The 6,643-nt window shown below is 65.7% G+C and carries 6 protein-coding genes; 2 read left to right on the top strand and 4 right to left on the bottom strand.

All coding sequences use genetic code 11. The features are described 5' to 3' along the window. The coding region (locus JHD07_RS28910) for an efflux RND transporter periplasmic adaptor subunit (RefSeq protein ID WP_291628370.1) at nucleotides 1-937 on the top strand (937 nt) is incomplete at its 5' end. Nucleotides 938-1,195: 258 nt separating this feature from the next. On the opposite strand, the gene JHD07_RS28905 is transcribed toward JHD07_RS28910, so the two are convergent. Both JHD07_RS28905 and JHD07_RS28900 read right to left on the bottom strand, forming a co-directional pair. Next, nucleotides 1,196-2,704 (bottom strand): acetyl-CoA acetyltransferase, encoded by a 1,509-nt coding sequence (locus tag JHD07_RS28905; protein WP_291628369.1) that lies wholly within the window; start codon nucleotides 2,702-2,704, stop codon nucleotides 1,196-1,198. A 135-nt stretch (nucleotides 2,705-2,839) separates the two neighbouring features. Beyond that, a complete protein-coding gene (locus tag JHD07_RS28900) occupies nucleotides 2,840-3,973 on the bottom strand; it encodes a nitronate monooxygenase (protein ID WP_291628368.1) in 1,134 nt (377 codons plus the stop codon). A 372-nt stretch (nucleotides 3,974-4,345) separates the two neighbouring features. Between JHD07_RS28900 and yghU the strand changes: the two genes are divergently transcribed. After that, complete coding sequence (gene yghU / locus JHD07_RS28895) at nucleotides 4,346-5,221, top strand: glutathione-dependent disulfide-bond oxidoreductase (RefSeq protein WP_291628367.1); 876 nt, start codon at nucleotides 4,346-4,348, stop codon at nucleotides 5,219-5,221. 434 nt (nucleotides 5,222-5,655) lie between these two features. Here the strand turns inward: yghU and JHD07_RS28890 are convergent, their stop codons facing one another. Both JHD07_RS28890 and JHD07_RS28885 read right to left on the bottom strand, forming a co-directional pair. Next, nucleotides 5,656-6,273 (bottom strand): flavin reductase family protein, encoded by a 618-nt coding sequence (locus JHD07_RS28890; RefSeq protein ID WP_291628365.1) that lies wholly within the window; start codon nucleotides 6,271-6,273, stop codon nucleotides 5,656-5,658. A 113-nt stretch (nucleotides 6,274-6,386) separates the two neighbouring features. Next, on the bottom strand, nucleotides 6,387-6,643 hold a 257-nt coding region (locus tag JHD07_RS28885), incomplete at its 5' end, for an acyl-CoA dehydrogenase family protein (RefSeq protein WP_291628363.1).

The raw sequence follows: 6,643 nt of genomic DNA, 5'->3' as shown, positions 1-6,643 counted from the left end.
GGTGTCGGGCTATTTGAAGAGCTGGAGCGCCGACATCGGCGCGCGCGTCAAGGCCGGCCAGGTGATTGCCGAGATCGAGGCGCCCGACCTCGATCAGCAGCTGCTGCAGGCCCGCGCCGACCTCGCCAGCCAACAGGCCAGCGCCAGGCTGTCGGAGGCTACTCTCAACCGCCGCAAGACACTGGTCGCCTCCAACTTCGTCTCCGCGCAGGAGATCGACGAGCGCACCGCCGACCTCTCCAACAAGAACGCCGCCGTCAATTCGGGCAAGGCCAATGTCGAGCGGCTCGAAGCGCTGGCCGGCTACAAGAAGATCACCGCGCCTTTCGACGGCGTCGTCACCGCGCGCGACACCGACGTCGGCGCGCTCATCAATGCCGGCGGCGGCTCCGGCCCGGCGATGTTCGTGATCTCGGACATCAGCAAGCTGCGCGTCTACGTCAACGTGCCGCAGAACTACGTGCCGGCGATCAAGATCGGGGCCAAGGCGATCATCACGCTGCCTGAATATCCCAACCGGACGTTCCAGGCGACGGTGGAGGCGTCCTCGCAGGCCGTCGACGTCGCCTCCGGCACCACACGCATGCAGCTCGGGCTCGACAATTCCAGAGGCGAGTTGATGCCCGGGGGCTATGCCAGCGTGAAGCTCAGCCTCCAGCGTGACTCAGCGCCGCTGAGCATCCCCGCCAGCGCCTTGATCTTCAACGGCAGCGGCCTGCGAGTGGCGACGGTCGGTGCGGATGACAAGGTGCTGTTCAAGAGCGTGACGATCGCCCGCGACCTCGGCCGCGAAATCGAGCTCGCCTCGGGGATTGCAGCGGATGACCGCGTCATCACCGCGCCGCCGGATGGGCTTTCGGATGGCGATGCGGTCCGCGTCGTCGGCGCCAAGGGCAAGCCGGCGACCGCGTCGGAGAAGCAGGCACCGAAGAGCTGAGTGTTCTTCACCGCGCCCGCTTGCGGCGGGCTATCGTATTTGAGAATGTTTCCCTGCGGCCATCCTTCGAGACGCCCGCTTTGGGCGGGCTCCTCAGGATGAGGGCGGAGTGCGCGGCAACAGTCTCAACGGGCACTGACGCTGATTAGCCTCATCCTGAGGAGGCGCGTCAGCGCCGTCTCGAAGGACGAGGCGTGCACGAAGGCCGTCGCCACAAGTCACTCGATAGCTCTGCGGCTTGCGGGGAGAGGGAGGATGCTACGCAACCCGCCACTCCGGCACGCCATCCCCGGCCATCGCCAACTCGCCGATTGAGCCGACCGGCGTGCGATCCATGTCCAGCAGATGCGCGAGTGTCGCATTGTCGCTCGCCGGAATCCGCGCCAGCGTGCGCCGGTCGTCTTCCGTGCGCAGCATCGCCACGCCGTGTTCGACATCGCCGCCGCGGCCGTAGAGCACGGTAAAGCTTTCGACCTTGCCCCTGCCGTTTGCCTCCGCCGCGAACTCCGGCACCGCGCGCTTGTTGCGGTCGGCTTCACCTTGCACACTGGTCTCCTGCGACAGCGTCTCGCGCGGCGGTGCCTTCGCCACCACCAGCGCGTGATGCTTGGTGACGAAGCCGCCCTGGCCATAGAGCAGCCCGAGCTTGGCGCCGTCGCGCACGCGCCGCACCATCGCGCATGCGGCATGCGTCATGTAGGTGTTGAGCGGCGCGCCGAAGAAGGTGAGGCCGCCGGTCACGGTCGGCTGCACGTCGTCGCCGAGCCCCAGCGTCCGCCGCGCCATCTTGGGCACGCAGGGGAAGCAGCTGTAGAGCTCGATCGCGTCGAATGTCCTGCCGTCGCCGTCGGCAAGATCCATCGCCGCCTTCAGCACGGCGTTCTGCGGATGGCTCTCGTAGAATTGGTCGCGCAACAGATAGTCGCGCGGCTCCTCGGCGGAGGCGCCGCCGAGCGGATACACCAGCTTGTCTTCGGCGATGCCGAGCGCGCGCGCCTTGGCAAGGCTGGTCAGCAGCAGCGCGCCGCCCATGTTGACGCTGGGGTTGGCGACCATCAGCTTGTTGTAGGGCCAGGCGATCAGCCGGTTGTCGGCGCTCGGCGTCGTGATCTCCTCCGGCGTATGGCGCCGCTTCAGCCAGGCATTTGGGTTCTGCGCGGCGGCTTCGGAATAGCGCGACCACAGCGTGCCGGATTCCGCCATGGCCTCGCGCGGCGTCTGGCTCCAATGGGCGGAGGAGGCTGCCTCGTAGAACGGATAGACCGTGACGGGTCGGAACACACCGAGCTTCACCGCGAGCGGCTTCTGAAACGCCGCGCCGCGCTTGGGTTCCTCGACGTCATGGGCGAACGGCGTCCATGGCAGCTTGACGCCGGCGCGCTCGGCCTTGGTCGCGGTCGACTGCGCCTCGGCGCCGCAGACGGCCGCCACGCTGCACTCGCCGCGCGCGATGCGCTTGGCGGCTTCGTGGATGTAGCGGATCGGACTCTCGCCGCCGACGGGACCGTAATAGCAATGCGCAGGCGACACGCCGAGGCGCTGCGCCAATAGCTGCTCCGGATCGCGATAGCGCCAGCTCAGGAAGTTGACGACGTCGAGCGACTGCACCTCGCCGAGCAGCCTTGCGCCGGCATCGGCTTCCGCACGTCGCAGCGCTTGTTCGAGCAGGTCGAGCGGCTCGAGGCCCTCGGTAATCTCCTTGGGGCGGTCGACGATCTCGCCGATGCCGACGATGACGGGAATGCGGTCGGAGGAAACAGTCGTCATTTCTCTTGCTTCTTTACTCTCTCAGTCATCTCAGACCTCATCCCGAGGGGCCTGCGAAGCAGGCGTCTCGAAGGATGGGCCGCGGGCTCTCATGGTTCGAGACGGCGCTTGCGCGCCTCCTCACCATGAGGATCGTCACTCCGCCACCAGCGCATTCATGTGATCGACGGCTTCGGCGAACTCTTCCTTGAACTCCTGCACCACGGTGCCAGCCGACTTGACGCTGTCGATCAGGCCGACGCCCTGGCCGACGAAATAGCTGACGAGATCGCGGGCCCTGGCGTTGCCGCTGGCGGCGGCGCGGTCGATCGAATTGAAGGCGTCGCGACTGATGATGCTTTGCAGCGGCATCGGGAGTGCGCCCGGGCTGTCCGGCGCGCGGTCCCAGGCGTCGGTCCAGACCGAGCGGAGCTGCCGCGCCGGCTTGCCGGTGCGGCCTTTCGAGCGCACCGCGTCGCGCGAGGACGCCGCGATCATCTTCTCGCGAAAGATCTCGGATGTCTCGGACTCGACCGTGGCCAGCCACACCGAGCCGGTCCAGGCGCCGGCCGCGCCCATCGCCATGCAGGCCGCCATCTGCCGGCCGGTCATGATGCCGCCGGCCGCCAGCACCGGCACGTCGCGGATATCCTTGATCGCCTTGATCACCTCCGGCACCAGCACCATGGTCGAGACTTCGCCGCAATGGCCGCCGGCCTCGGTGCCTTGCACCACGAGGATGTCGACGCCGGCCGCGACCTGGCGCAGCGCGTGCTCCTTGGCGCCGACCAGCGCTGCGACCGGCACGCCATGCCTCTTGCCCATCTCGATCATCGCCTTCGGGGGAACGCCCAACGCATTGGCGATCAGGCGGATCGGATGATTGAAGGAAACCTCGAGCAGCTGCAGTGCGGTTTTCGCATCGAACGGCTGCGGCTGATCGGATGCGACCTCAGTGGTCGTCAGCTCGATGTCGTACTTCTTCAGGAGATCGCGCGTGTAATTGCGATGCTCCTGCGGCACGCGCGCTTCCAGGCTCTTCCAGGTGACGTCTTTCTCGCCTGATGTCGAGATGTTCTCCGGGATCAGCACGTCGATGCCGTAAGGCTTGCCATCGACATGCGCGTCGATCCACTTCAGCTCGCGCTCGAGCGTGTCGGGGGTGTGCACGGTCGCGCCCAGCACGCCGAACCCGCCGGCGCGGCTGACCGCGGCGACGACATCGCGGCAATGGCTGAAAGCGAGCAGCGGGAATTCGATGCCCAGCATGTCGCAGATCGGCGATTTCATGGCTCTCTCCCGGCGGCTCCTCGCGTTCGCGTTGCTTTCCCTCACGAAGCAAAGCGACGCTAGCCGATAGACACGTGCGATGCCACGCCGGATTCGGCAATGCATCTTGCGTGTAGGCGTTGGGCCGCGGCCTCTTGGACACTGTCATTCCGAGGCGTCGCGAAGCGGCGAGCCCGGAATCCATGTCTCCGAGCATTCCTGGCGGCCCGATGGATTCCGGGCTCGCCCTGCGGGCGCCCCGGAATGATGGGAAAGGGAGCTTGCCATGACGAAACGATGAGATACCCCGCCCGCCAATGCGGCTCGGAGGGCTTGCCATTCGGCATTCGCGGGCTAATTAATGCAGACGCATCCTTTTTCCGGAGCCTCCGCATGACCGACGCCCCCGCCTACGTGCCGCCCAAAGTCTGGACCTGGAACAAGGAGAACGGCGGGCAATTCGCCAGCATCAACCGCCCGATCGCTGGCCCCACCCACGAGAAGGAGCTGCCGGTCGGCAAGCACCCGCTTCAGCTCTATTCGCTGGCGACGCCGAACGGGGTGAAGGTTACGGTGATGCTGGAGGAACTGCTGGCACTCGGCCACAAGGGCGCCGAATACGACGCCTGGCTGATCAAGATCGGCAATGGCGATCAGTTCGGCAGCGGCTTCGTCGACATCAATCCCAACTCCAAAATTCCAGCGCTGATGGACCGCTCCGGACCCGAGCCGATCCGCGTGTTCGAGTCCGGCTCGATCCTGTTCTATCTCGCCGAGAAGTTCGGCGCGTTCCTGCCGAAGGACGTCAAGACCCGGACCGAGACGATGTCCTGGCTGTTCTGGCAGATGGGCAGCGCGCCCTATCTCGGCGGCGGATTCGGCCACTTCTACGCCTATGCGCCGACCAAGATCGAATACGCCATCGACCGCTTCGCGATGGAGACCAAGCGCCAGCTCGACGTGCTCGACCGGCGCCTCGCCGACAACGAATATCTCGCGGGCAAGGAGTACACCATCGCAGACATCGCGGTGTGGCCCTGGTATGGCGCGCTCGCCAAGGGCCTGGTCTACGGCGCCGGCGAATTCCTCTCCGTGCAGGACTACAAGAACGTGCAGCGCTGGACCGACCAGATCGCGCAGCGCCCAGCCGTGAAGCGCGGCCGCATGGTCAACCGCGTCTCCGGCGACCCCGCAAGCCAGCTGCACGAGCGTCATGACGCTAGCGATTTCGAGACGAAGACGCAGGACAAGGTCTCCCCCGCAACGTAGGGCGCTTCTTCATCTCTCCCCGCTTGCGCAGGGCAATCGCATATGGAGCGATGTTGCTTGTGGCCATCCTTCGAGACGCCCGCCGCTGGCGGGCCCTCAGGATGAGGACCGAGTATGTTGCGCTGGTTTCAACGGGCACCAGTGCCACTCAGCCTTACCCTGAGGGACCGCGAAGCGGTCGTCTCGAAGGGCGAGGCGTGCGCTCAAGTCTTTCAAAAAACCCATACGCGATTGCCCTGCCGCTTGCGGGGAGAGATCGAACTTGATCGCAGACGAATTCGGGCGAGGGGGTACAGGCCTCACTGCGATCTCAATCTCGTAGAGTGGTGAAAGCGACCTGTCCGCCGCAGCTCAAAGAGCGAAGGCGGAAGCGTGCCCACCAGTCGGCGTGATCCGCAAGAAAGACGTAGGGCACGGCGCTGCGCCTTTGCCCCCTATCTTTTCTTCACGCCTTCCGCCGCCGGAAACACCACGCGATCGTCGGTGCGGCAGTAGCGGTCGGCGAACATGCGGCCGATCGGGTGATAGCGGTCCATGTGCACCCGCATCGCGTCGTGGTCCCACAGCTCGTCGCGGATGTGGAAGTGGAGGCCTTCGCCCATGATCAGCCGGCGATCGTCGTTGACGTCGATCAGCTTCCAGAGCTTGCACTCCATCGCCCAGGGCGTGTCGGCGAGCCGTGGCACTGAGATTGTCGTCGAGGGCGCAAGCTTCAGCCCGAGATAATCGGGCTCGCCGATCTCAGGCGGAAAGTCTCCGCTGCTCTCGTGCATGGCCCGGGCCAGCGGCTCGTCCGCGATATTGACCACGAACTCGCCGGTGCGCTGGATGTTGAGGAAGGTGTCCTTGTCCTGTCCGTTCGGCTTGCGGTTGGCCGCGAACATGCAGAGCGGCGGATCCTCGCAGAAGGCGTTGAAGAAGCTGAACGGGGCGGCATTGACGACGCCGGTCGGCCCGAGCGTGGTCACCCACGCGATGGGCCGCGGCAGGATGAAGGACGTCAGCACCTTGTAGCGCTCGCGAGGCGTCAGATCGCTGGCGGCGTAGTCCATGGCGGCTCCTGGGCAAGTCGTCATTGCCGGGCTTGACCCGGCAATCCATCAATTTCGAAGAAATGTTCCCTTCGATGGATGCGCGGGTCAAGCCCGCGCATGACGAGCAGAGATCACGCCATGCTCAGCTCGTGCCGTCCGACCACCATCCAGTGCACCTCGTCCGGACCGTCGGCGAAGCGCAGGTGACGCACGTCCTGGTACATTTCGGCGAGCGGGGTCCAGTGCGAGATGCCCGTGGCGCCGTGGATCTGGATCGCCTGGTCGATGATCTTGCAGGCGCGCTCCGGCACCATGGCCTTGACCATGGAGACCCAGACGCGGGCTTCCTTGTTGCCGAGCACGTCCATCGCCTTGGCGGCCTTCAGCA

The organism is Bradyrhizobium sp., from assembly GCF_016462955.1.
Classification (GTDB): domain Bacteria; phylum Pseudomonadota; class Alphaproteobacteria; order Rhizobiales; family Xanthobacteraceae; genus Bradyrhizobium.
This window is presented reverse-complemented; position numbering and strand designations above follow the sequence as displayed.